Source organism: Cohnella sp. GCM10027633 (genome assembly GCF_042675445.1).
Lineage (GTDB): Bacteria > Bacillota > Bacilli > Paenibacillales > Paenibacillaceae > Cohnella.
In genome coordinates this window covers 434,432-458,040 of sequence record NZ_JBHTGV010000003.1, presented here as the reverse complement: position 1 = coordinate 458,040, position 23,609 = coordinate 434,432, and the positions used below count along the sequence as shown (strand labels likewise).

The following is a 23,609-nucleotide window of genomic DNA, read 5'->3' as shown; positions in this document are numbered from 1 at the left end:
ACCGGTTGAAACAGAAGCTTCGGGACGGCGTTCCGGCGTTCGGCCTATTCGCGTCGATTCCGCATCCGATCGTCGTGGAGATGATCGGGCATGCCGAATACGACTTCGTCATCATCGACAGGGAGCACGCGACGACGACGATGGACGAGGCGGAGAACATGATCCGGGCGGCGGAGCTCATGGACGTGACGCCGCTCGTCCGCGTGTCCGGCGTCGACCGGACGGCAATCTTGCAGGCGCTCGATAGCGGGGCGCAAGGCATCGTCATTCCGCATGTCGAGAGCCGCGGGCAAGTCGAGGAAGCCGTCCGGCACGCTTATTACGCCCCGATCGGCGCGCGCAGCCTGAACAGCGGACGCGCCGGCGCGTTCGCGAAGCATTCTCTCGCGGAATACGTCGTCCGGGCTAACGAAGAGGTGCTCGTCGTTCCGATGATCGAGAGCGCAGCGGGAGTCGATAACCGCGAGGCGATCTTATCCGCGCCAGGCGTCGGCTTCGTGCTGGAAGGCGCCGCGGATCTGTCGCAGTCGCTCGGATTCCCGTGGGATACGGAACATCCGGAGGTGAAGCGCAGGCTCGGGGAAGTGCGGGAGACGGCAAGGCGACTCGGCGTGCCGTGCGCGGCGGTGTCGCGCCATCCCGAAGAGATGCGAGAGCAGGCGATTCAAGGCGTGCGAGCGTTCGTGCTCGGAGACGACCGCAACACGGCTTTCCGGGCTTACAGACAGAAGCGGGACGACTATGCAACGATCATTAAGGAGGTAACATGAAGAACGAACTTGCGTTATGGCTTCGACAGCGCCGGGCGGCTACCGGCCGGCCTGCGTGCGCGTACGCGTACGACTTGGCGGGCATGCGGGAGCACGCGGCCGGGATGGCGGCGGCGCTGCCCGAGCGCGCGCGTCTGTTCTATGCGATCAAGGCCAATCCCGATCCTCGCGTCATCAAGGCGTTGCTGCCGCACGTGGCGGGCTTCGAGGTAGCGTCGGCGGGCGAGCTGAGAACGGTGAGGGAAGTTTCCGCCGACGTGCCCGTTCTATTCGGAGGACCCGGCAAGAAGGACCAGGAGCTGCTGGAAGCGATTCGGCTCGGCGTCACCCATCTCCATGTCGAGAGCGTGTTGGAGCTTCGCAAGCTGCTGCTCTACGCCAACGAGCGGAAGCGAACGATGTCCGTCCTGCTGCGGGTCAACCTGCGCTCCGACGCGTTGCCGCGCACGAACATCTCGATGGGGGGCATGGCTACGCCGTTCGGGATCGACGAGACGCGGTTGGCGGAGGCGATCGCGCTCGTGCGCGATCCGGGCAACGGGTACGTTAGGCTGGACGGGTTTCACTTCCACTCGTTGTCGAACAACCCGGACGCGAGGCTTCACGCGGAGATGATCGAGCTGTACTTGTCCAAGGCGCAAGAGTGGGGAGAGACATACGGCGTCGTTGTCCGGGTCGTGAACGCGGGAGGCGGCTTCGGCGTGTCCTACGACGGAACGCCGAACTTCGATTGGCCGCTCTTCGCCGATCTGCTCTCGCGAAGCCGGGCGGTGAGGGAGCTCGGGGATACCGCGCTCTTCTTCGAGCCGGGACGTCTCCTGGTCGCCGATTACGGGTACTACGCGGCGGAGGTCGTCGACGTGAAATCGTCGCATGGACGCGAATTCGCCGTCATTCGCGGCGGTACGCACCACAACCGTCTGCCGGCTTCTTGGGGACATGACCATCCATTCCATATCGTTCCGGTAGAGGAGTGGGCCTATCCGTTCGAGCGGCCGAGCGTGGAGCGGGGGCGCGTTACGATCGTGGGCGAACTGTGCACGCCGAAGGACCGGCTGCATACGGACGCCGAAGTGGAGAGGCTGCGAGTCGGTGACATCGTCGTGTTCGAGAAGTCCGGCGCTTACGGCTGGACGATCTCCCACCGCGATTTTCTCGGCCATCCGTATCCGGAATTCCTGTACTTCGGCGAGGACGTCGGGGCGGAGCGCGGAGAAGCGGCGAAGACGGGAGGGGTCGCGCGATGAGAGAAGCGATATCTCCGGTTCAAGCCCGCGACGCGGAGCAACGGGTGCTCGGCGATCTGATCGACGCGTTCATCGCGGAACGATTGTTCCCGACGGACGGAGGCTCCGTCGTTCGGCTGGCCGACCATCCCGCGCTCGCGGAGCCGTTCGGATCGCACGGGGACGGGCTCGCGTACGCGGGGGACGCGCTGTTCCTCGTGCGGCCGAGCATTAGGCAAGATTATGAGTGGATCGCCGGGTCGCCGGTATTCGTCAGGGACGCCTTCGGTTGGCGAGAGATTCGGACCGCCGGGGAACTTGCTGCCGCGGCGTTGGACGGTTCGGCTCATCCCGGCGCGGAAGCTTTCTTGCGGGCGCTGGAGACGGCGACCTGGCAGACGGAACGAAGTCTATCCCGAACGGCGTCGGGATACGGGCCCTCGCCGCGGTCGCCTCACGAACGTTACTTGCTGGCCGAGCGGATCGCATCGATGCGGGATCGTCCGTTCCATCCGACTTCGAAGGCGAAGATCGGTTTCTCGGAGAGCGATTACGAGCTGTACATGGCCGAATTCGGCCGGCCGACGACGATGCGGTGGGTCGCGATCGCCAGCGACAGGGTCGTCGCCGGCAGCCCGGGAGACGGCAGGGAGGCGCTGGACGCGCTGAGCGGACCCGAGCGCGCGCTCGTCGAGCGGGAGATGGAACGAAGAGGCTTGGCGAAGAGCCGGTATACGGCGATTCCGGTCCATCCTTGGCAATTGGAACGGATCATCGCGCCGGCGTTCGGGCGCGAGATCTCGGACGGCACGATCGCGGTGCTGGACGCGCTCGCGGGGGAATTCGTCGCGACGTCCTCGATGCGTTCGATGGCTTCGACGCGAGATCCGGCCGTATCGCTGAAGCTGCCGGTGAGCGTCTTGTCGCTCGGGGCGGCGCGTTATTTGCCGGTCGTCAAGCTGTTGAACGGATTGGCCGGGGAGCGAATGTTCCGCCAGGCGATCGGGTGCGACGCGACGCTGGCGGGCAGGGTGTTCCTGTGCGAGGAGCATCTATGGTGGGGCTATATGCCGGAGACGATGGGCTTGTTCGACGATCATCCTCGCCATCTGGCGGCGCAGTTGCGGATGTATCCGCGGGAGCTGCTGGACGAACCCTACGCGATCGTCCCGATGGCGGCGTTGGGCGACGCGCTTGGCGACGGCGCGCGGTACCTGTTGTCCGAATTGACCGGGCGCCCCGCGTCGCCGGAGGAAGCGTTCCGGTTCTACCGCGCGCTTGCCGCGCTGTTCTACGACGTGGCGCTCAGGCTACTCAAGATCGGCATCGTGCCGGAGTTTCACGGGCAGAACGTCTGCCTCGTGCTGCGGCGGGGCGAGCCGGTCGGGCTGCTGTTCCGGGACCACGATTCCGTGCGGCTCCATCAGCCGTATCTGAACCGGCACGGTATCGCGGATCCCGGTTACCGGATTCGGCCCGGCTATTCCAACAGCTTGTACAACGAGACGCCGGAGAAGCTGTTGTTCTACGTTCAGACGCTAGGGACGCAGGTGAATCTCGCATCGATCATGCAAGCTTTCGAGACGGCGTTCGGATTGCCGGCCGAACGGCTGTGGGCGGCGACGGAATCCATGCTTAAGGAAGCGCTGGCGCGCGTCGATATTCCCGCGGACGACAAGGCGAGACTGTATCGGCTTCTGTTCGTCGAAGAGACGTGGCCGACGAAGCTCGTCGTGCGGCCGCTGCTCGAGTCGGAGGGCGTTCCGGGAGCGATGCCGTCCGGCAAAGGCGTCGGGGTTAATCCGTTCCGGAGGGCGAGGATTTTGTCGTATTAATAAGTAGAAGATCGTCGTGTTCTCCTGTCGTATGGCGGGAAACCGACGATCTTTTTTTTACCCCCGCCTATCGCCACCGAACGCCTGTGCGCCTATTCGCGCCATGTGGTACAATAGTCGGAGTCGGTTCGGGCGCGGACAAGCGCCCTGCCAAGCATGGCGAGGGAGGTGCGAAGCATGTCGCTTCGGCTTATTACGGGACGTTCCGGCAGCGGAAAGACGCGGTTCGCGCTCGACGAAATCCGGGAAGGACTGCGGCGGGATCCGCTCGGGGCGCCGCTCATTCTGATCGTGCCCGAGCAGGCGACGTTCCAGGCGGAATACGCGATGGCGACGACGCCGGAGCTCGGCGGCTTCATGCGCGCGCAGGTGCTCAGCTTCCGCCGGCTCGCGTTCCGCGTCATGCAGGAGACGGGCGGCTCGGCGGTCATTCCGATCCACGATAACGGCAAGGCGATGCTGTTGCACAAAATATTGGAGGCGAACCGCGAGCGACTGAAGCTGTTCCGCGGCGGCGCCACGGAATCGGGCTTGGTCGCGCGCATGAACGAGCTGCTGACGGAGATGAAACGGTACGGCGTGGACAGCGTGAAGCTGCTCGGAAGAGCCGACGCCGAAGCGAAACGGGCGGCGCGCATGCCGCAGGCTTCGCTGCTATCGGACAAGCTGCATGACTTGTCGCTCGTCTACGCGGAGATGGAGCGCGAGCTCGCCGGACGTTGGCTGGACGGGGAAGACATGCTCGATTGGTTGGCGAAGGGCGCCGCGACGGCGCCGTTGCTCGAAGGCGCCGAAATCTGGCTCGACGGCTTCCATGGCTTCACGCCGAACGAGTACGCGGCGATCGAAGCGCTCTTGAAGCGGGTTCGCAGGCTGTCGGCGACGCTGTGCGTCGACCGTCCTTATTCGGCCGGCGAACGACCGGACGAGCTGGCCTCGTTCTATCAGACGGGGGAGACTTCCGCGACGTTATGCGAGATCGCGGATCGCGCCGGCGTTCGGCAGGAGCCTGCCGTATCGCTGGATCCGCTCGTGCCGCCGAGGTTCGAGCGCAACCCGATGCTCGCGTTCGTCGATGCCAACTGGGATAGCCGCAAGCGCTGGACCGGAGACGCGGCGCTGCTGCGGCCCGAGCATCCCGCCTGCGGGCTGTCGTTGCACGCGGCGGCCAATCGCCGGGCGGAAGTAGAGGCGGTCGCCCGCGACATGGTGAAGCGGGTGAGGGAGCAGGGCGGCCGCTGGCGGGAGTTCGCCGTGTTCGTGCGGCGGATCGGCGATTACGCCGATCTCGCGGCGTCGGTCTTCGGAGAATACGGCATTCCGTACTACCTGGACGGCAAGCTGACCGTCTCTCACCATCCGTTCGTCGAATTCGTCCGTTCCGCGCTCGAATGCGCGAGCGGCGGCTGGAAGTCGGAGGCCGTATTCCGCTGCGCGAAGACGGACATGCTCGGTGCTTCGAGCGAGCGGATCACGAGAGACGAAATCGATAGATTGGAGAATTACGCCCTGGCGACGGGCATCGACGGCTGGCGCTGGCACGACGACCGGGTGTGGTATCCGCTTAGGCGCGGAGATCTCGAGGAAGAGGGCCGGGAGGAAGACGCGGACGAGGCGATGCGGCGGCTGTTCGCCGTGCGCGACGCGCTGCTGCGTCCGCTCGTCGCGTTGGAGAAGCGGATGAAGGCGGCGAAGACGGTTCGCGATCTTTGCGAGAGTCTGTACGCGTTTCTCGAAGAGACGGACGCAGCGGATACGCTGGAGCGTTGGGCGCAAGCGGACGCCGACAACGGGCAGCCGGGCCGGATGATGGTTCACCGGCCGCTATGGGACGGCGTGTTGCAGCTGCTTGATCAACTGGTAGAGTTGATGGGCGAACAGCCGAAGGACGTGCTGTTGTTCGCGGGCATGGTCGACTCGGGCTTGGAGGAGCTGAAGCTGGGAGCGGTACCGCCTTCGCTGGACGGCGTGCTGATCGGCAGCCCCGAGCGGACGCGGTCGGATCGCGTCCAGATCGTCTACCTGCTCGGAGCGAGCGACGGCGTCATGCCGATGCGAATCCCGGAGAACGGCTTGCTAGACGAAGAGGAACGCGATCGGCTCGCGGCGGACGGCTTCGCGATGGCGCCCGGGGCGCGCAGAAGGCTGCTCGACGAGCGGTTCCTCGCGTATTTGACGCTGACGACCGCCTCCAAGCATCTATGGATCAGCTATCCGGCCGCGGACGAGGAAGGAGCGGCATTGTTGCCGTCGTCATGGATCAAGACGCTGCAGAAGTGGTTCCCCGGCATTCCGGTGGAACAAGTCGCGGCGGAGCCGCATCCTTCGTACCCCGAGCACGAGCAGCTTGCCTATGCCGTGCAACCGGGGAGGGCGCTGACGCATCTGATCGCTAGATTGAGAGGCTGGCGGCAGGGCGAGCGGATGGCGGACGGCTGGTGGACCGTCTACGAATGGTTGAGATCGCGCGAGGGCTGGCGGGAGCGTCTCGCGACGCTGATCGCCTCTCTCCGCTATACGAACGAAGAGATGCCGTTGCGGCCGGAGACGAGCCGGCTTCTGTACGGCGAGAGGCTGCTCGCGAGCGTCTCGCGCATGGAACGGTTCGTCGCATGCCCGTTCCAGCACTTCGCCGCGCACGGGTTGAAGCTGAAGGAGCGGCAGCTGTACCGCGTCGATTCTCCGGATATCGGGCAGCTGTTCCATGCCGCGCTGCGGCAGACGACGGAGAAGCTGTTCGCGGACGTCGTCGCGGGCGACGACTCGGCGCGCTGGCAGGCGGAAGCGGCCGCCGCGGTCGAACGGCTGCTGCCTCGCGTGCAATCGCAAATCCTGCTGTCGTCGGGTAGACACCAAGTGATGGCGCGCAAGCTGCGCGACATCGTCAGCCAAGCGTCCGCCATGATCGGGCGCCACGCGGGGCTGTCGGCATTCAAGCCGGTCGGCCTGGAGCTGAGCTTCGGACCGAACGGCTTGCTGCCGCCACTCACGCTCGAACTCGGAGGCGGCCGGATGATGGATATCGCCGGACGGATCGACCGCGTCGACGCGGCCGAATCCGCGGAGGGCTTGCTGCTGCGGATCATGGATTACAAGTCGAGCAGCGTGAAGCTGAAGCTCGACGAAGTCGCGCACGGACTGTCGCTGCAGATGCTGACCTACCTCGACGTCGTCGTCTCCCACGCGCCGCATTGGCTCGGGAAGCCGGCGAAGCCGGCGGGCGTATTGTACTTCCACGTGCAGAATCCGCTGATCGTCACGCCGAACGGCATGTCCGCGGCGGAAGCGCGGGAGGCGCTGTTCCGGCAATACCGGATGCAAGGATTGCTGCTCGCGGACGGGGAATCGGTCAAGCTGATGGACGAATCGTTGAACGATGCCGGCAAATCGGCGATCGTGCCCGTCGAATTCAAGAAGGACGGCACGTTCTCGTCCCGCTCGCAAGTGGCTGACGAAGACCAATGGAGCATGCTGAGAAGCTCGGTGCGTTCGCAAATCCGGCGCATCGGCAAGCGGATCGTCAGCGGCGACGTCGCGATCAATCCGTACAAGATGGATCGCCGCAGCCCGTGCCAATTTTGCGAGTATCGGCCGGTGTGCCATATCGACGCCGAAGTCGAAGGCAATCCGTACCAGACGTTGACCCGGGCCGCCGACAAGGACGAGCTGTGGCAACGCATTCGCCGGACGGCGCAGGAAGGGGAACGATCGCAATGAGTCAGCTAGCCGATTGGCCGGCGAAGCCCGAGGGCAGCCAGTGGACCAACGAGCAATGGGCGGCCGTCGTCGCGGACGGCACGAACTTGCTCGTCGCCGCGGCGGCGGGCTCGGGCAAGACGGCCGTCCTCGTCGAGCGCATCATCTCGCGGATCGCCGACGAGACGAAGCCGCTCGACGTCGACGCGATGCTCGTCGCGACGTTCACGAAGGCGGCTGCCGCCGAGATGAAGGAGCGCATTCGCCACGCGCTCGACGTCGCGCTGGAGAAGACGCCCGATTCGCGGCATCTGCGGCGCCAGCTCGCGCTGCTGCCGAGAGCGTCCGTGACGACGCTGCACTCGTTCTGCTTGGAGATCGTCGAGCGGTACGCGCCGCTGATCGATCTCGATCCCGGGTTCCGCATGGCGAACGAGACGGAATCAGAGCTGCTGCGGATGGATACGCTCGACGAGCTGTTCGAGGAACGCTACGCGGAGGAAGGAGACGGCGGGCCGCTCTCGCGCCTCGCCGACGTGTTCGGCGGCGAACGCAGCGACGAGCCGCTGCATCGGCTCGTGCTGGAGCTGAACGAATTCGCCGGGAGCCATCCGTGGCCGGCGCATTGGCTGCGCCATATGGCCGGACAATTCGGGGAAGCGGACGCCGACGGTTTGCTGCGATCGCTATGGGTGCGAAGCCTGATGGGCGATACGCTGTTGCAGCTGCAAGGCGCGATCTACCTGCTCCGGTCGGCGCTGCGACTCGCGCATGACCCCGGCGGTCCGGCTCCGTACGCCGATACGCTGCGGGCGGACATCGACGGTCTCGAACGGGTGGAAGACGCGCTTCGTAACGGCGGATGGCCGGAATGGCAAGCGTCCGTCGCCGGGATCGCCTTCGGGCGGCTGAAGCCGTGCAAGGGCGACGACTTCGATCCGGCATTGATCGAACGGGCGAAGGGGCTGCGCGATGCCGCCAAGAAAGCCGCGGGCAAGCTGTCGGAGGAATGGCTCGTCCGCTCTCCGGACAAGTACGCGGAAGAGCTTCGCGCGCTGGCGCCGCACATCGAGCAACTCGCCGAGCTGGCGATCGCCTTCGACCGGCGGTACGAGCAGGCGAAGCGGGCCAAAGGCCTGCTCGACTTCGGCGACCTGGAGCATTACGCCCTGCGCATTCTTCGCGATCCGGCTTCGACGCCCGACCTTACGGTACCGTCGCAGGCGGCGGTCAACTTCCGCGAACGGTTCGCCGAGATTTACTTGGACGAATACCAGGATACGAACGAAGTGCAGGAGGCGATCGTGTCTCTGATCGCGCGGAGCCGGCCGGGCAACGTCTTCATGGTCGGGGACGTGAAGCAGAGCATCTACCGGTTCCGGCTGGCCGAGCCGGGGCTGTTCCTGAACAAGTACAAGACGTACGACGTGTTGACCGCCGAAGACGGCCGATACGAATTAGCCGCGCCGGACGCCCGTTCGGACGAGGCGGAAGCCGACGGACTGCGCATCGACCTGGCGCGCAACTTCCGCAGCCGAAGGGAAATCATCCATGCGGTCAACCACGTCTTCCGCTTGATCATGCGGGAGCCGGTCGGGGAGATGAACTACGACGAACGCGCGGAGCTGATCTACGGCGAAGGATATCCGAGCGCAGGCGAGGACGTCGGCGAACCGTCCCGAGCTTCGCCGTACGCGGTCGAGATGATCGTTATCGATTCTTCCGGCGCCTCCGAGGGCGATCGTGCCGTCGGCAACGATGGCGAAGCGGAAGGCTCTCCGGACGGAAGCGATTCGGGCGCGCCCGAAGGCGGCGAGACGATCGAAGCGGAGGACTCGGAGACCGCGCAATTGGAGGCGCGCTGCATCGCCGCGGAAATCCGCAAGCTGATGGGCATGGACGGCGAGGCGGGGGAGCCTTTCTTCGCCTATGACTCCCGCGGCAAGCTGCACCGTCCGTTGCAATTCCGCGACATCGTCATCCTGCTTCGCGCGGTAACCGCGCAGGCGCCCGCGCTGCTGGACGAGCTGCGCGCGGCGGGCATCCCGGCATACGCGGACCTGGCGACCGGCTACTTCGCCGCTACCGAGGTCGACGTCATGCTGTCGCTGCTGCATATCATCGATAACCCGCATCAGGATATTCCGCTTGCCGGGGTGCTGCGCTCGCCGATCGGCGGACTCGATGCCGAGCAGCTCGCCCTCGTTCGGCTGAGCAAGCGCGGGTCGAGCTATTGGGACGCCGTCAACGCGGCGGCCGACGCGGCTTCCGAAGGCGACGAAGACCGGGCGTCGCTCGGCCGCAAGCTCTCCGAATTCGTCCGCAAGCTGAACGGCTGGCGGGATTACGCGCGCAGGGAGCCGCTGGGCGATCTGTTGTGGCTGCTATACCGGGAGACCGGATACTACGACTACGTCGGAGGTTTGCCGGGAGGCGGGCAGCGGCAGGCGAACTTGCGCGCGCTCGTGAACCGGGCGACGCAGTACGGGCAGTCTTCGCGGTTCCGCGGTCTGTTCCGCTTCCTGCGCTTCCTCGGCCGAATGCGGGATACCGGCGCCGATCTGGGCGCCGCCCGCGCTCTCGGAGAGAGCGAGAACGTCGTGCGGATCGTGTCGATCCATCGCTCCAAGGGGTTGGAATATCCGGTCGTATTCGCGGCGGGCCTCGGGCGTTCGTTCAACCGCAGAGACTTGAACGGCGCGTTCCTGAAGCATAAGAAGCTTGGCTTCGGCCCGCGAATGGTCGAGACAGACGCCCGAATCGCGTATCCGACGCTGCCTCAGCTGGCCATTCGGCGCAAGATGGCGGCGGAGATGCTCGCCGAGGAGATGCGGGTGCTCTACGTGGCGCTCACCCGTCCGAAGGAGAAGATGTTCCTGATCGGGACGAGCAAGGACGCCGCGAAGTCTTGGGACGGCTGGCGCGAGACGGCGGACATGTCCGCCGGCGGCCGGATGCCGGATCATGCGGTCGCATCGGCGACCAAATATCTGGATTGGCTCGGTCCGGCGGCGGTTATCGCCGGCGAGCTGAAGGACCCCGATCGGCGCTGGCTGTGCCGGACCGTTCCGGCGTCGGCGTTCACGAGATTGAACGTATCGGCGGACGACGGGCAATCCGAAGAGACGGCGCGCCGGTGGGAAGCGGTACTGCGGGTCGGTCAAGTCGACGCTCCGGCATCGCCGGAAGCCGAAGGCGTAGCGCGGGCGCTATCCTGGCAATACCCCGAGCTCGGGGCGACCCAAGCGGCCGCCAAGACGTCGATTACGGCGATGAAGAACAGGCTGGCCGCGGAGGGTCAGGCAACCGAAGCGCCGGCCGTAACGGACGGGGATCCCGCGGAGGACGAGGAGCGGTTGACGGCGGACGAGCAACCGGAGCTGCTGCGGCAGACGCCGTCCGCCACCGCTTTCCGCTTGCGCCGTCCGAGGTTCATGTCCGCGCGGCAGCTTACGCCCGCCGAGCGGGGCTCGGCGTTCCACTTGGCGATGCAGCATTTGCCCCTCGCTCCGGATACGGATGCGGCGAGCATCGCGGCCTTGTTGGACGAGCTCGTCGAACGGCGCATTCTGTCGAACGAACAGCGACAGGCTATAGACGCCGAAGCGGTGCGCGCGTTCTGCCTGACGCCGCTCTACGAGAGGCTGCGGGCGGCGCCGCGGAGCTGGCGGGAAGTTCCGTTCACGTACGGAATGCCGGCAGCGGACGTCTATCCGCACATGCCGAAGGAAGGAGCCGAGGAAACCGTCATCATCCAAGGCGTCGTCGACTGCCTGTTCGAGGACGCGGACGGCCTCGTGCTCGTCGACTACAAGACCGACGCGCTGCGCGGCTCGTCCGCGCGGGAAGCGGCCGAGAAGCATAGGTTCCAGGTCGAGCGTTACGCCGAGGCGATCGGGCGCATCGCCGGCAAGGACGTTTCGGAAGCGTACGTGTATTTCTTCGACGGCGGCGAAGCCGTAAGATTGATCTAACCGATGGAGGGCATTATGCAGGAAACGACGAAAAAAAGGTCTTACGCGGCTCCGGTCGTATTCGTGATCATGGTTACGCTCGGCATATTATGCATTCTGTTTTACTCGAAGCAATTGCTGGCCGAGCAGAACGAGAAGACGGACAGAGGCATGCGGCTCTCGGAGCAATACTTCTTCACGGAAACGTACGCGAAGCTGGTGCGCGAAGGCGCGACGCTCATGAAGGACGCGACGACGGAGATCGGCCGGCTGCAAGCGAAGGAGAAGCTCGGCGAAGCCCGGTTCGCGTCGATGGAAGCGGTAAGCTTGCTCGGCGAGGCGCTGCGCATTCGAACCGGACAGACGGCGGAGGAGCTTAAGCCGGCGGTCGACGGGCTGCGCAAGGCGCTCACGAGCGAGGACGGCGCGCTCTATGCGGTCGGGGAGCACGAAGGGCCGCTGACGGACGCGGAGAAGGCGATGCTGACCGAAGTCGCCGCGCTCGCGGCCGAGGCGGAAGCCGCGCTGGACGTCTATCTCGCGCCGTCCGGCGTCGCCGGCTACCGGATCATGGCCGAAGGCGGAGAATGGATCGACGCGGCGCTCGAAGCGAAGACCAGCTTCGACGCGATCGCCGAGGCGATGGACAAGCCCAATTTGAACCCTTGAGGTAGCCGTTCGCCTACCTAGGCATATGCTATAGGTGACAGAGCCTCGAGGAGGAACGACGATGGAGAAGAAACCGATCGCGTCCAAGGTGCTTCAGGTTGCGAAGCAAGTGCCCGCAGCCGTGCAGCAAGTCGTCACGCATCCGTTGAAGCAGCCGACGGCCGCCATGCCGGCCGCCATGCCCGCCGCGAATGCGCCGACGAAGGCGTTGTGCCAGTCGCATATGCACAGGTACGTCGAAGTACAAGCCGCGGACGGCTATTGCTACGACGGGATCGTCGAGCACGTCGACGACCAGTGGCTATGCCTTGCCGTTCCGGGAGCGGTGGAAGATGCCCGCGGGTTTTTCCCGCATGCGCCCTTCTATCCGCCATTCGGATACCGGCCGCGCAGATTCAACCGTCTCGTCCTGCCGCTAGCGGGATTGATCGGCCTGTCGCTGCTGCCGTACTACTGGTGACGCGTCCATAGGCGGCGCGCGGAACGATGGGGAGCTTGCCGCCGGAGGCGGACGGCTCCCCATTGCCGTTGGACGCGGGCCGCTCCTATCGGTTATGATAGAGGGGATAAGAGACGATCGAGGTGTTGTGGCCAATGAGTTGCTTATTCTGCAAAATCGTCGAAGGAACGATTCCTTCCCGCAAAGTCTACGAGGACGAGCACGTCGTGGCGTTCCACGATATTCAGCCGCAAGCGCCCGTTCACCTGCTCGTCGTCCCGAAGAAGCACATCGCTTCGTTGAACGATGCCGGTGCCGCGGACGCGGAGCTTCTCGGACGTCTTCAATTGGCCGCGCGGCGCGTGGCGGAAGAAGCGGGCATGACGGAGAGCGGATATCGCGTCGTTACGAACATCGGCCGGGATGCGGGACAAGTCGTGTTCCACATTCATTATCATGTGCTCGGCGGGGAGAAATTAGGGTCTCTCGGCGCGAAGGAATAATTACCGTCGGCTTACAAGTTGACACTCGGATTCCTCTTCGCCTATAATGTAGTTTGATAACCGTGTGTTGTGGTCTGTTGCGGAGGGAGGGAAAACAGGTGTCCGAAACGAAAGTACGCAAAAATGAAACAATCGACGCTGCACTCCGCCGCTTTAAGCGCTCCATCGCCAAAGACGGCGTTCTCGCGGAAGTGAAGAAACGCAAACACTATGAGAAACCGAGCGTCAAACGGAAGAAGAAGTCCGAAGCCGCCCGTAAACGCAAGTTCTAGGAGGAATCCGCACGCATGAACCTCGCGGAGCGTTTGAACGAAGACATGAAACAAGCGATGAAAGATGGAAACAAATTCCGCCTTTCGACGATTCGGTTGGTTCGTGCAGCGATCAAAAACCAAGAAATCGAGCTGCGCCGCCCGCTTGACGATAACGAAACGCTTTCGATTTTGAGCCGTGAACTCAAGCAGCGACGTGAATCCCTCCTCGAATTTAAAAACGCGGGCCGGGAAGATTTGGTGAGCAACGTCAGCGCAGAAATTGAGATCATATCCGAATATCTTCCGAGACAGCTGGACGAAGAAGAAGTCAAAGCCATTGTTGTACAGACCATGCAAGAAACCGGTGCTTCTTCTAAAGCCGATATGGGAAAATTAATGGGTGCATTGATGCCGAAGGTGAAAGGTTTAGCCGACGGGAAAGTCGTCAATGGTATCGTCCAACAACTTCTGCAATGATTTCATGCGAACGACAGGCACCCCCTTTACGGGGGGTGCTTTTTGCTATTAACGACAAGGATTGGAACGAAGGCGCGAATGAATCGTAATACATGGCGTACAGGATAACGATACAAGGAGGAATGGCTTTGATTCGTTCGTTGCGTACGAAGCTGACGATGGCGCTCGCCGTCTTGCCGCTCTTGGCGCTGCTCGGCGCGATCGGAACCGCCGGAGCCGCTTCGGCGGATAAGCCGTCGGCGGGCGCGGTATACGTCGTTCCGGTGAAGATGACGGTGGAGCGAGGTCTCGCGTCCTTCCTTGACCGCGCGCTGGACGAGGCCAAGGAAGCGAGAGCCTCGCTCGTCGTGCTCGACATCGATACGCCGGGCGGTCGGCTGGATACGGCCGAGAAGATCGGCAAGCGCATTCGCGAGGCGGGGGAGACCGTGCCTACGGTCGCGTTCGTCAGCGGCAAAGCCGCGTCGGCAGGCGCCTACCTGGCGTTGAACGCTCGCGAGATCGCCATGGCGCCCGCGACGACGATCGGCGCGGCGATGATCGTCGACCAGGAGGGTAACGCGGTCGAGAATCCGAAATACATATCGTTCTGGAGCGAAGAGATGGCCAGCGCGGCCGAGATGAACGGTCGCGACGCCGCGATCGCCTTGAAGATGGTCGATCCGGGCCGCACGCTTGATCTGCCCGAGCTGGGAGAGAAGTACGGGCCCGGGTCGATATTGTCGTTGTCGGCGGACAAGGCGCTTAAGGTCGGGTATGCCGACGCGAGCGCGAAGTCGGTCGCGGAAGTCATCGCATGGAAAGGCCTGCAGGATCGCGCCGTCATCGAGGTCGATCGGACGCTCGCCGAACGCGTGTCGGCATTCCTGACGAGCCCGGGCATCGCGACGCTGCTGCTTATTATCGGCATCGCCGGCGTCGCCATCGAGATGCTCGTTCCGGGGTTCGGCGTTCCGGGCATTACGGGCGTAGCGGCGTTCGCGCTCTACTTCTTCGGCCAACACGTCGCCGGCTTCGCGGGCATGGAGTCGATCGTGCTGTTCGTCATCGGCATCTGTCTGCTCGTCTCCGAAATCTTCATTCCGAGCTTCGGCATTCTCGGCATACTCGGTATCGCGGCATTGATCGCCGGCATTACGATGGGGGCTTACGATACGGGAGACGCGATGAGCTCGCTCGGCATCTCCGCCCTGGTCGCGATCGTCATCGTCGCCGTATTCGCTTACGCGTTCCGCAAGCGGGGCATCTGGAATCGGTTCATCCTGAGAGAATCGCTCACGACGGAGCAGGGCTACGTGCCGAACGCTCCGCGCGAGAGCTGGGTCGGACAGGAAGGCTTGTCGGTCAGCGAGCTGCGTCCGTCGGGCATCGCGGAAGTGCGCGGCGAACGGCTCGACGTCGTGACCGGCGGCGAATTCGTGGAACGCGGCAAGCCGATTCGCGTCCTATCGGCGGACGGAACGCGCATCGTCGTGCAGGAGATCAAGCAAAGTTCGACGAAACTATTGCAATAGCAAGCGAATCCTATAATCGTTGGAGGTTATCAAATCGATGGAAAACGCAGACGTACAGCTATTGGTTATCGTGGCGCTCGTCGTCATCGCCGTTACGGTGTTCCTAAGCTTCTTCCCGTTCATGCTCTGGATCTCGGCGCTCGCTTCGGGCGTGCGCATCAGCATCATTACGCTCGTCGCCATGCGCCTTCGCCGGGTCATTCCGAGTCGTATCGTCAATCCGATGATCAAGGCGACAAAGGCGGGACTGGGCCTTAACATTAACCAGTTGGAAAGCCATTTCCTCGCCGGGGGTAACGTCGACCGCGTCGTTAACGCGTTGATCGCCGCTCAACGCGCCGATATTCCTCTCCCGTTCGAACGCGCCGCCGCAATCGATCTGGCGGGCCGCGACGTGCTGCAGGCAGTTCAGATGAGCGTCAATCCTCGCGTTATCGAAACGCCAATGGTATCGGCAGTCGCCAAAAACGGCATCGAGGTAAGGGTGAAAGCGCGTGTCACCGTCCGGGCGAATATCGATCGCCTGGTCGGCGGCGCAGGCGAAGAAACCGTCATCGCCCGCGTCGGCGAAGGCATCGTAAGCACGAACGGCGCAGCCGAATCCCATAAAGACGTGCTCGAGCATCCGGACTTGATATCCCGTACGGTACTCGCCAAAGGATTGGACGCGGGTACGGCTTTCGAAATCCTATCCATCGATATTTCGGAAGTGGACGTCGGCAAAAACATCGGCGCCCAGCTGCAAACCGAGCAAGCGGAAGCCGATAAGCGGATCGCGCAGGCGAAGGCCGAAGAGCGCCGCGCGATGGCCGTCGCGCAGGAGCAGGAGATGAAAGCGCGCGTCGTCGAGATGAGGGCGAAAGTCGTCGAAGCCGAATCCGAGGTGCCGCTCGCGATGGCAGACGCGCTGAAAGCCGGCAAGCTCGGCGTCATGGATTACATGAACATGAAGAACCTCGAGGCGGACACGCAAATGCGCGGTTCGATCGGACGCACGGGCGACGGACGCGGCGAAAGCGATGAGAAGCGTTAATCGGATGCGCGCGAAAGACGGTATGATCGCGCGCGGGAAGGGGGTTGCGAATGGATAGGCTCGTGCAGCTTGCGATGGATAACATCTTCTTCGTCGTCATCATCGTGGGCATTATCTACTCGCTGTTCTTCCGCAAATCTCCGCTCGAGAAGCCGCGCAACCGGATGCCGGACTTCGGCGGAGGCCAACAGCGTCCTCCCGGCTCCCCGCCGCAGCGCGGCGTGCCGATGCGTACGCCTCAGCAGGCGCGCCAGGAGCCGCCTCGCGGCGTTCCGCAGCCCGTGCGGAGCGCTCCGCCTCCGGAACCGCGGCCGTCTAGGCAGATGCCGCTGCCGGCGGCGGAACCGCCGCCAGAGGACGCTTACGTGATCCGCGAGATCGAGGCTGAGCCTGCCCGGGGCGTTAGCCCGCCGTCTCCCCCGGAGGCGCCCGCGGCGGCCGCGGGCGCCCGTGCGGGCGGCCAGCCGACGCGCGAAGAACTCGCCCGCGCGATCGTTTGGGCCGAGGTACTCGGTCCGCCGAGAGCGAAAAGGCCTTATCGCGGAATGAATCGATAGTTTGTATTGCCCTATGCTAGACCGCTCCGAAGTCGTTCGATATGACTTCGGAGCGGTCTTTTTATCGTTCGGGCACCTATGCCTCGCGCTTCATAAAGCCGCCGTTCCCCGCATAGGGTTAAAGGTAAAGGAGGGAGGACCGTCGCATGATGCGTGTCAGTCGAAAACTGCGCAAATGGACCGCCACCATACTCGATCTGCCGCAGGACGTGGCGCTGGACCTGCCTCGCATCACGATGATCGGGGGACTCCAGCTGACGGTGGAAAACCACCGCGGCGTGCTGCACTTCTCTCCGCGATCGCTCCGTCTCGCGATGGACCGAGGGGAAATGGAAGTGACGGGCGAGGATTTGATCATTCGGAATATCGGAGCGGAGGAAGTATTCGTCGAAGGCACGATACTAGGCGTTCAACTGCACCCGAAGAGCAAGTGAAGAGCGGGACGGGCATGCGGCCGTTCGGATTAAGGTCGGATTCCGGCCTTGCGGCGGACAAGCTCCGGTCAGGGAGGAGATAGACGATGAAAGGGACTTGGTTGGCAACGGCGCGAGGGTTCGTATGGGTCAAGCTGGTCGGAGGGGACGGCGAGCGGCTGCTGAACGCGGCGACGGCGGCGAATATCGCGCTATGGCAAATTACGTTCGCGAAGGACGGGAGCATGACGTTCGGCGTATCGGTCCCGGACTTCTTCAGGCTGCGGCCGCTGCTCAGGGCGAGCGGCTCCCGTACCCGAATATTGTCCAAGCACGGGCTGCCGTTCAAGATGGCGCGGCTGGGCAGGCGCAAAGTGTTCGCCGGAGGCATGTTAGCCTTCGTGGCGGCGTTGTTCGTGCTGTCGATGCTCGTATGGAACGTCGACATCGAAGGAGAGACGCGCATTCCCGAAGCGCAAATATTGGCCGCGGCCCGCGCGGAAGGTGTCTACGAGCGGCAATGGTCCTGGCGGCTCGACGATACGGCGACGCTGTCGCAGAAGCTGGTGAAGCGGTTGCCCGACGCGGCGTGGATCGGCGTGGAGAAGAAAGGGACGACGATCGTCATTACGGTCGTCGACTCGACGAAGCCGGAAGTTAAGCCGATCGAAGGCCCGTCCGACCTCGTCGCGAATTCTGACGCCGTCGTGACTCGCATCGTCGCGGAGAGCGGCCGTCCGAAGGTCGAGCGCAACGACAGGGTTCGCAAGGGCGATGTTCTCGTCTCCGGCTTGCTGGGCGACGAGAGGAACAACCGGGCGGTCGTCTCCAAGGGGACGGTCATGGGACTCGTCTGGCACGAATACAAGATCGTATCTCCGATGTCGAAGAAGATTAAGAGCTACACCGGCGAATCGCGCACGCGCGGCTATTGGCTGATCGGCAACCGGGCATTGCAAATTTCGGGCTACGGCGGCGCGGAATACGAAGAGTCGCAAGTACGCGCCAGCATGAAGCGTTCGCAGCTGTGGAAGTGGGCGTTGCCGTTCGGCACGATGAAGGAAGTAGAGTTGGAGGTCATCGAAACCGAGCGGAAGCTGACCGCCGCGGAAGCGAAGGAGGCGGGGCTGTCCGCCGCGCGGACGGAATTGCTGTCGAAGAGCGGCGTCGGCGCGGCCATTAAGGCGGAAAACATTTTGCATGAGCATACCGAGAATGGTAAAGTGATGTTATCCGTACTTTTTGAAGTGGAACAATCGATCGCCGAGTCGCGTCCTTTCGTAAGGGCGCCCGCGACGTCACCAGTGAAGCAGGGGGAATGAGGCTTTTTGACGGAGTTGAAATCGCAGGCGATAATCCCGCTAATGAACGCATCGGAAGGCCTCGCCCTATTCGGGCCGCAGGACAAGTTCCTTCGCCTTATCGAGCAAGAGACGGAATCCAAGATCCATACGCGCGAAGCGGAGATCATGATCGAAGGCCCGCAAGCCGAAGTCCGTTCGCTCGACCAGCTGTTCGACACGCTGCTGCAGCTTATTCGCGGCGGTTTGCAATTGAACGAGAGAGACGTCCGCTACGCGCTCGAGCTTGCCAGAGAGCTTAAGGCCGATCAACTGCTGTCGCTCTTCAAAGGCGAGATCACGACGACTTTCCGAGGCAAGCCGATCGTGCCGAAGACGCTCGGCCAGCGGCATTACGTGACGACGATCCGCAAGAAGGACATCGTGTTCGGCATCGGCCCGGCCGGTACGGGCAAGACGTATCTCGCGGTCGTGACGGCGGTCGCCGCCTTGAAGGAAGGCAAAGTCAAGCGCATTCTGTTGACCCGCCCCGCGGTCGAAGCGGGCGAGAGCCTGGGCTTCCTGCCGGGAGATTTGCAAGAGAAGGTAGATCCGTACTTGCGTCCGCTGTACGACGCGCTTAACGACGTGCTCGGTCCCGACGGCGTCGCGAAGGCGCTGGAGCGCGGCTTGATCGAGATCGCGCCCCTCGCTTACATGCGCGGCCGCACGCTGGACGATTCGTTCGTCATCCTCGACGAGGCGCAGAACACGACGCCGGAGCAGATGAAGATGTTCTTGACGAGGCTCGGGTATGGTTCGCATATGGTCATTACGGGCGACGTGACCCAGATCGACTTGCCGAAGGGCAAGAAGTCCGGGTTGATCGACGCGCAGCGCATCTTGAAGGATATCGAGGAAATCGGAATCGTCTACTTCTCCGAGCAGGACGTCGTTCGGCATGCCCTCGTGCAGAAAATAATCGTGGCCTATAACCAACAAAGCGAATAACAAGTTACGGGGAGGGAACGCCGGATGAGCCGCAAGAAGCACAGTCCGCCGGGCAATCCGCTTAATTTGTCGCAAGCAGCGGCAGGATGGAAGAACAGCGCGGCCATGCGCTGGCTCCTGCTCCTGCTTTTTGTGTTTTTATTTTACTTCACGATCGCCCCGAGACTCGTTCCCGAGACGTACGACATTACGCTTAACGAGCAAAGCGACAGGGACATCAAGGCGCCGAAGCAATTCGAGGATAAAGAGGCGACGCAGCGGGCGGAAGAAGAGGCGGCCGACCGGGTCGGTCCGATGTATCCGATCGTGTCGCTTCGGAACGAGCTGCTGATCGACGACATCTTCAGCCGGATCGAAGAATTGAACGTGGACGATTCGATTACGGAATCGCAGAAGATCGAAATTTACCGCCGGATTATCCCGGAACGCGTCGAACAGTTCTACGCGAAGTTCGCCCAGGCGAACGCCGGTTCGACGACGTATTCGGACAGCTTGTTGGAGGAGATGCAGAAGGTCGTGCTCTCGCAGCAATACCAAGTGCCCGAAGAGACCTATTACAAGCTGCCGAAGCTGACGAGCGAGCAGATTCTCGAGATGCGCGACGTCGGGCGCGGCGTCGTCCGCAAGCTGATGCAGGAATCGCTCACGGAAGCCGAGACGGCCCGGACGAAGGTCGCGGAGCTCGTCAACGGCAGCCCGCTCGCCTTGAAGCTGGAGCGGGAAGTCGTGCAGGAGCTGGCGCGGCTCGCCATCTCGCCGAACAAGTTCTACGATAAGCAGGCGACGGAGGACGCGAAGGCCGAAGCGAGGCAGAACACGGAGCCGGTCATGATCAAGCAGGGCGACGTGATCGTCAAATCGGGACAAGTCATTAGCCAAGACCTGTACCAGCGTCTCGACGAACTGGGCCTGCTGAAGGAACGCAAAAATTATTATCCGCAATTGGGCGTGCTGCTGTTCTCGATCCTCTTCACGTTGGCGCTGTACGGCTACGGGGAACTGACGACGGCGACGTCGGCGCTCAAGCGCAACAACGTGAACTTGACGATGCTGCTGCTCATCTTCGGACTCAATATGATGTTCATGCATCTCGTGTCGCTTACGCATAGCGACGATTGGCCGTTCGTCGGGTATTTGGCGCCGGTCGCGCTAGGGAGCATGCTAGTGACGCTGCTGATCGACTTCCATCTCGGCCTCGTCAGCGCGTTCTTGTTCTCGCTCATCGGGAGCATCGTCCTGAACGTCGAGCAGGAGCATATCTTCGATTTCCACTACGGCTTCGTCGCCGGCGTCGTGTCGTTCACGGCGGTGCTGGCGATTCATCGCGCGAGCCATCGCTCGTCGATCCTGAAAGCCGGCATCATGGTCAGCTTGTTCGGCTCGGTCGCGGTGCTCGCGCTCATGCTCGTCGACCCGAATCCGAGCCGGGCGGATCTGGTGCAATCGGTTATCTTCATGTTCTCGAGCGGCTTGCTCACGGCGGTGCTCGTCATCGGCCTGATGCCGTTCTTCGAAGTGACGTTCGGCATCCTGTCCGCGCTTAAGCTCGTGGAGTTGTCCAACCCGAATCACCCGCTGCTGCGCAAGCTGCTGACGGAGACGCCGGGCACGTACCATCACAGCCTGATGGTCGGCAACTTGTCCGAAGCGGCGGCCGAGTCGGTCGGCGCGAACGGGCTGCTCTGCCGCGTCGGGTCTTTCTACCACGACGTCGGCAAGACGAAGCGGCCGCTCTACTTCATCGAGAATCAGAATTCGTCGGGCAACCCGCACGATAAGCTCGACCCGCGGGTAAGCGCCTCGATCATAATCGCTCACGCAAAGGACGGAGCGGACATGCTCAGGGCGCATAAGCTACCGAAGCCGATCCGGGACATCGCGGAGCAGCATCACGGCTCTACGCTGCTGAAGTACTTCTTCTTCAAGGCGGTCAAGCAAGCGCAGGACCAAGGCGTCGAATTGGAATGGACGGAGGAAGACTTCCGTTATCCGGGTCCGAAGGCGCAATCCAAGGAAGCCGCGATCGTCGGCATCGCGGATTGCGTGGAGGCTGCCGTCCGGTCGCTCAGCCATCCGACCGTCGATCAGATCGAAGGCATCATCGGCAAGATCATCAAGGACAGGATAGACGACGGGCAATATAACGAGTGCGACCTGACGATGCGCGAGCTCGACAAAATCGCGGAGACGTTGAAGGAGACGGTCATCGGGATGTTCCACTCCCGAATCGAGTATCCTGATGATAAAGAACTGAAAAAAATAAAAGAGGCGCAGGAAGCGAAAGACGCGAACCGCGCGAAAGAGAACTAAACAAGGGAACGAAAAGGGGTTTGAACGATCGATGACGCAAAATACGCTTAGCTTGGAATGGATCGACGAACGCGACGGAGGGGCCGGCGCCCGAGAGGAAGCTTGGATCGACTTGCTCGAGAAGCTGCTTCGCATCGCCGGTGACAAAGAAGAAGTGAAATCGGGAATCGTCACGTTGACGTTGACCGACGACGAAGGCATTCGCGAGCTGAACCGGCAATTCCGCGGATTGGACAAGCCGACGGACGTGCTGTCGTTCTCGATGCTCGAGGGCGAAGAAGCGGACATCAAGTACGACGACGAATACGAGGTCGTCGAGAGCGAGGACGGCGACGAGGTCGGCGGATCGGCCGATCCCCTCGAGGCGATGATCGGCGATATCGTCATTTCCGTGCCGCGCGCGGAAGCGCAGGCCGCGGAGTACGGCCATAGCTTCGAGCGCGAGCTCGGGTTCTTGTTCGTTCACGGCTTCCTGCATCTCATCGGCTACGACCACGGCGACGAAGAGCAAGAGCGCGAAATGTTCGCCAAGCAAGAGGAAGTATTGAAGGAAGCGGGATTGACGCGTTAGGAGCATCTGATAACGGAAGCGGGGATTGTTCCGATGAGCGATTGGCGTACGCGGGAAGCTCGCTCTTTCGGATACGCGATTCGAGGCATCGTCGAGGCGGTTCGCCGCGAGCGCCATATGCGGTTCCACGTCGCGGCGGCGGTCGTCGTGATTGCGGTCGCGGCTTGGCTGCAGGCGGATACGGCGGATTGGCTGTGGCTGGTCGCCGCGATCGGGAGCGTGTGGGCTGCGGAGCTGTTCAATACGGCGATCGAGCGGGCCGTCGATCTGGCGTCGCCCGACCTTCATCCGCTCGCCAAAGCCGCGAAGGACGCGGCTTCCGGTGCCGTGCTCGTCGCGGCGGCGTTCGCGGCGGTCATCGGCGTCATCGTGCTCGGGCCTCCGCTGTGGGAGCGGTTGATCGGGTAAGGCGTAGGCTAGGGTTCCTTTTGGCCGATATCCCCTTCGCTCAGGCTGACACCAAACACCGGAGTAACGGCACCAGGTGCCGCTATATCGCCGAATTGACGCCGCACATCCGGGTTATCGGCACCAGATGCCGCTATTTCGCCGAATGAATCTCCTGAGCGAAGGGGATATCGCCACAAAGCAACGACAGAGAGGGGACAGCCCCATGAACGCGCAAGATAACTTGCATCATCTGCCTTATACGATCGAACAATTATTAGCCGCAGCGCAAACCGCGCGAGAGAGGGCCTACGTTCCGTACTCCGGCTTCAAGGTCGGCGCCGCCCTGCTGGACGACGAAGATCGGATACATTACGGCTGCAACGTCGAGAACGCGGCCTACGGACCGACGAACTGCGCCGAACGTACGGCGTTGTTCCGGGCCGTCGCGGACGGCAAGCGACCTGGACAGTTCAAGGCGATGGCGGTCATCGGCGAGACGGCCGATCCGATATCCCCTTGCGGCGTTTGCCGCCAAGTGATCGCGGAGCTGTGCGGGCCGGACATGCCCGTCGTTCTCGGCAACCTGCAAGGGCAGTACCGCGTGACGACGATCTCGGAGCTGCTGCCTGGCGCGTTCACTTCAAGCGATTTGAACGGCTGAACGGGACGAGAATCGCGCAACAACGACACTTTATTTTGCACATGACG

20 protein-coding genes are annotated in these 23,609 nt (G+C 62.9%); all 20 read left to right on the top strand.

Features of this window, described 5'->3' with window-relative positions; translation table 11 throughout:
- Window positions 1–5 precede the first annotated feature (5 nt).
- The 20 genes from ACFQZG_RS11300 (at window position 6) to ACFQZG_RS11205 (ending at window position 23,562) form a co-directional block, all read left to right on the top strand.
- Window positions 6–770: an HpcH/HpaI aldolase family protein gene (locus ACFQZG_RS11300; RefSeq protein WP_378152417.1), complete on the top strand. Its 765-nt coding sequence runs from the start codon at window positions 6–8 to the stop codon at window positions 768–770.
- Complete coding sequence (locus ACFQZG_RS11295; RefSeq protein WP_378152415.1) at window positions 767–2,017, top strand: type III PLP-dependent enzyme; 1,251 nt, start codon at window positions 767–769, stop codon at window positions 2,015–2,017. Before ACFQZG_RS11300 ends, ACFQZG_RS11295 begins: the two co-directional genes overlap by 4 nt.
- Entirely contained in the window at window positions 2,014–3,831 is a 1,818-nt protein-coding gene (locus ACFQZG_RS11290) for an IucA/IucC family protein (protein WP_378152413.1), read from the top strand. Before ACFQZG_RS11295 ends, ACFQZG_RS11290 begins: the two co-directional genes overlap by 4 nt.
- 177 nt (window positions 3,832–4,008) lie before the next feature.
- The gene (gene addB / locus ACFQZG_RS11285; protein ID WP_378152411.1) at window positions 4,009–7,548 is read left to right on the top strand and encodes a helicase-exonuclease AddAB subunit AddB; all 3,540 of its coding nucleotides are present in this window, start codon (window positions 4,009–4,011) and stop codon (window positions 7,546–7,548) included.
- A complete protein-coding gene (locus ACFQZG_RS11280; protein ID WP_378152409.1) occupies window positions 7,545–11,501 on the top strand; it encodes a UvrD-helicase domain-containing protein in 3,957 nt (1,318 codons plus the stop codon). The genes addB and ACFQZG_RS11280 overlap by 4 nt, the downstream gene beginning before the upstream one ends.
- A 15-nt stretch (window positions 11,502–11,516) precedes the next feature.
- Window positions 11,517–12,149 carry a hypothetical protein gene (locus ACFQZG_RS11275; protein ID WP_378152407.1) on the top strand — a complete coding sequence of 211 codons (633 nt, stop codon included), beginning with the start codon at window positions 11,517–11,519 and terminating at the stop codon, window positions 12,147–12,149.
- A 61-nt stretch (window positions 12,150–12,210) separates the two neighbouring features.
- Window positions 12,211–12,609: a hypothetical protein gene (locus ACFQZG_RS11270; protein ID WP_378152405.1), complete on the top strand. Its 399-nt coding sequence runs from the start codon at window positions 12,211–12,213 to the stop codon at window positions 12,607–12,609.
- Between the two features lie 134 nt (window positions 12,610–12,743).
- Entirely contained in the window at window positions 12,744–13,091 is a 348-nt protein-coding gene (locus ACFQZG_RS11265) for a histidine triad nucleotide-binding protein (protein WP_378152403.1), read from the top strand.
- A 98-nt stretch (window positions 13,092–13,189) separates the two neighbouring features.
- Complete coding sequence (gene rpsU, locus ACFQZG_RS11260) at window positions 13,190–13,363, top strand: 30S ribosomal protein S21 (protein ID WP_005547957.1); 174 nt, start codon at window positions 13,190–13,192, stop codon at window positions 13,361–13,363.
- A 15-nt stretch (window positions 13,364–13,378) separates the two neighbouring features.
- On the top strand, window positions 13,379–13,822 hold the full coding sequence (locus ACFQZG_RS11255; protein WP_378152401.1) for a GatB/YqeY domain-containing protein: 444 nt from the start codon (window positions 13,379–13,381) through the stop codon (window positions 13,820–13,822).
- A 122-nt stretch (window positions 13,823–13,944) separates the two neighbouring features.
- Complete coding sequence (locus ACFQZG_RS11250) at window positions 13,945–15,336, top strand: NfeD family protein (RefSeq protein WP_378152399.1); 1,392 nt, start codon at window positions 13,945–13,947, stop codon at window positions 15,334–15,336.
- A 37-nt stretch (window positions 15,337–15,373) separates the two neighbouring features.
- The gene (gene floA, locus ACFQZG_RS11245) at window positions 15,374–16,369 is read left to right on the top strand and encodes a flotillin-like protein FloA (protein WP_378152397.1); all 996 of its coding nucleotides are present in this window, start codon (window positions 15,374–15,376) and stop codon (window positions 16,367–16,369) included.
- Between the two features lie 50 nt (window positions 16,370–16,419).
- Window positions 16,420–16,926 carry a hypothetical protein gene (locus ACFQZG_RS11240; RefSeq protein ID WP_378152395.1) on the top strand — a complete coding sequence of 169 codons (507 nt, stop codon included), beginning with the start codon at window positions 16,420–16,422 and terminating at the stop codon, window positions 16,924–16,926.
- A 146-nt stretch (window positions 16,927–17,072) separates the two neighbouring features.
- Entirely contained in the window at window positions 17,073–17,360 is a 288-nt protein-coding gene (gene yqfC, locus ACFQZG_RS11235; protein WP_378152393.1) for a sporulation protein YqfC, read from the top strand.
- Between the two features lie 86 nt (window positions 17,361–17,446).
- A complete protein-coding gene (yqfD, locus tag ACFQZG_RS11230; protein WP_378152391.1) occupies window positions 17,447–18,661 on the top strand; it encodes a sporulation protein YqfD in 1,215 nt (404 codons plus the stop codon).
- Between the two features lie 42 nt (window positions 18,662–18,703).
- Window positions 18,704–19,630: a PhoH family protein gene (locus tag ACFQZG_RS11225; RefSeq protein ID WP_378152575.1), complete on the top strand. Its 927-nt coding sequence runs from the start codon at window positions 18,704–18,706 to the stop codon at window positions 19,628–19,630.
- 24 nt (window positions 19,631–19,654) lie between these two features.
- Entirely contained in the window at window positions 19,655–21,940 is a 2,286-nt protein-coding gene (locus ACFQZG_RS11220) for an HD family phosphohydrolase (protein ID WP_378152390.1), read from the top strand.
- Between the two features lie 31 nt (window positions 21,941–21,971).
- Window positions 21,972–22,511 carry an rRNA maturation RNase YbeY gene (gene ybeY, locus ACFQZG_RS11215; protein WP_378152388.1) on the top strand — a complete coding sequence of 180 codons (540 nt, stop codon included), beginning with the start codon at window positions 21,972–21,974 and terminating at the stop codon, window positions 22,509–22,511.
- A gap of 33 nt (window positions 22,512–22,544) precedes the next feature.
- Complete coding sequence (locus tag ACFQZG_RS11210) at window positions 22,545–22,919, top strand: diacylglycerol kinase family protein (RefSeq protein WP_378152387.1); 375 nt, start codon at window positions 22,545–22,547, stop codon at window positions 22,917–22,919.
- A 205-nt stretch (window positions 22,920–23,124) separates the two neighbouring features.
- Window positions 23,125–23,562, top strand: a complete 438-nt coding sequence (locus ACFQZG_RS11205) for a cytidine deaminase (protein ID WP_378152385.1) — start codon at window positions 23,125–23,127, stop codon at window positions 23,560–23,562.
- Window positions 23,563–23,609: the final 47 nt, after the last annotated feature.